1 pseudogene is annotated in these 339 nt (G+C 57.5%); it reads right to left on the bottom strand.

The annotated features are described in order from the left end of the window. Window positions 1–293, bottom strand: a pseudogene (locus HMPREF2656_RS04740) (ATP-binding protein); the annotation flags it as partial. Window positions 294–339 lie beyond the last annotated feature (46 nt).

The raw sequence follows: 339 nt of genomic DNA, 5'->3' as shown, positions 1-339 counted from the left end.
CATCCGTTGAGAAACTCAAGCGTGGTGAGGTGTTCGCGGGTGATGTCCGTGGGCAGGGTCACTGGTGACCAGTCGTAGCCGTCGAGGGTTTTGCGTACTGGCACACGCGCACGGTGCATGAGGCGGCGGGCTCTGGATGCTGCTCTGGAAGAAAGTTCAGCTTCGAACAATTCGATGAGGATGTCGCACTGGCGTGGGGTGGCGTGTTCAACGCATTGGCGTAACACAGCGGTGGTCAAATAGAGCTGGCGGCCGAGTGTGACAACTTGGTTTTTGGTGGTTGTAGCGCTCATTTTAGGTCGCCTCCGCATGCTGTGGGGTGTTGATTGTGGTGGCAAG

Origin of the sequence: Corynebacterium sp. HMSC034B08 (assembly GCF_001835805.1) — a bacterium.
In the GTDB taxonomy this organism is placed as follows: Bacteria; Actinomycetota; Actinomycetes; order Mycobacteriales; family Mycobacteriaceae; genus Corynebacterium; species Corynebacterium coyleae.
This window is presented reverse-complemented; position numbering and strand designations above follow the sequence as displayed.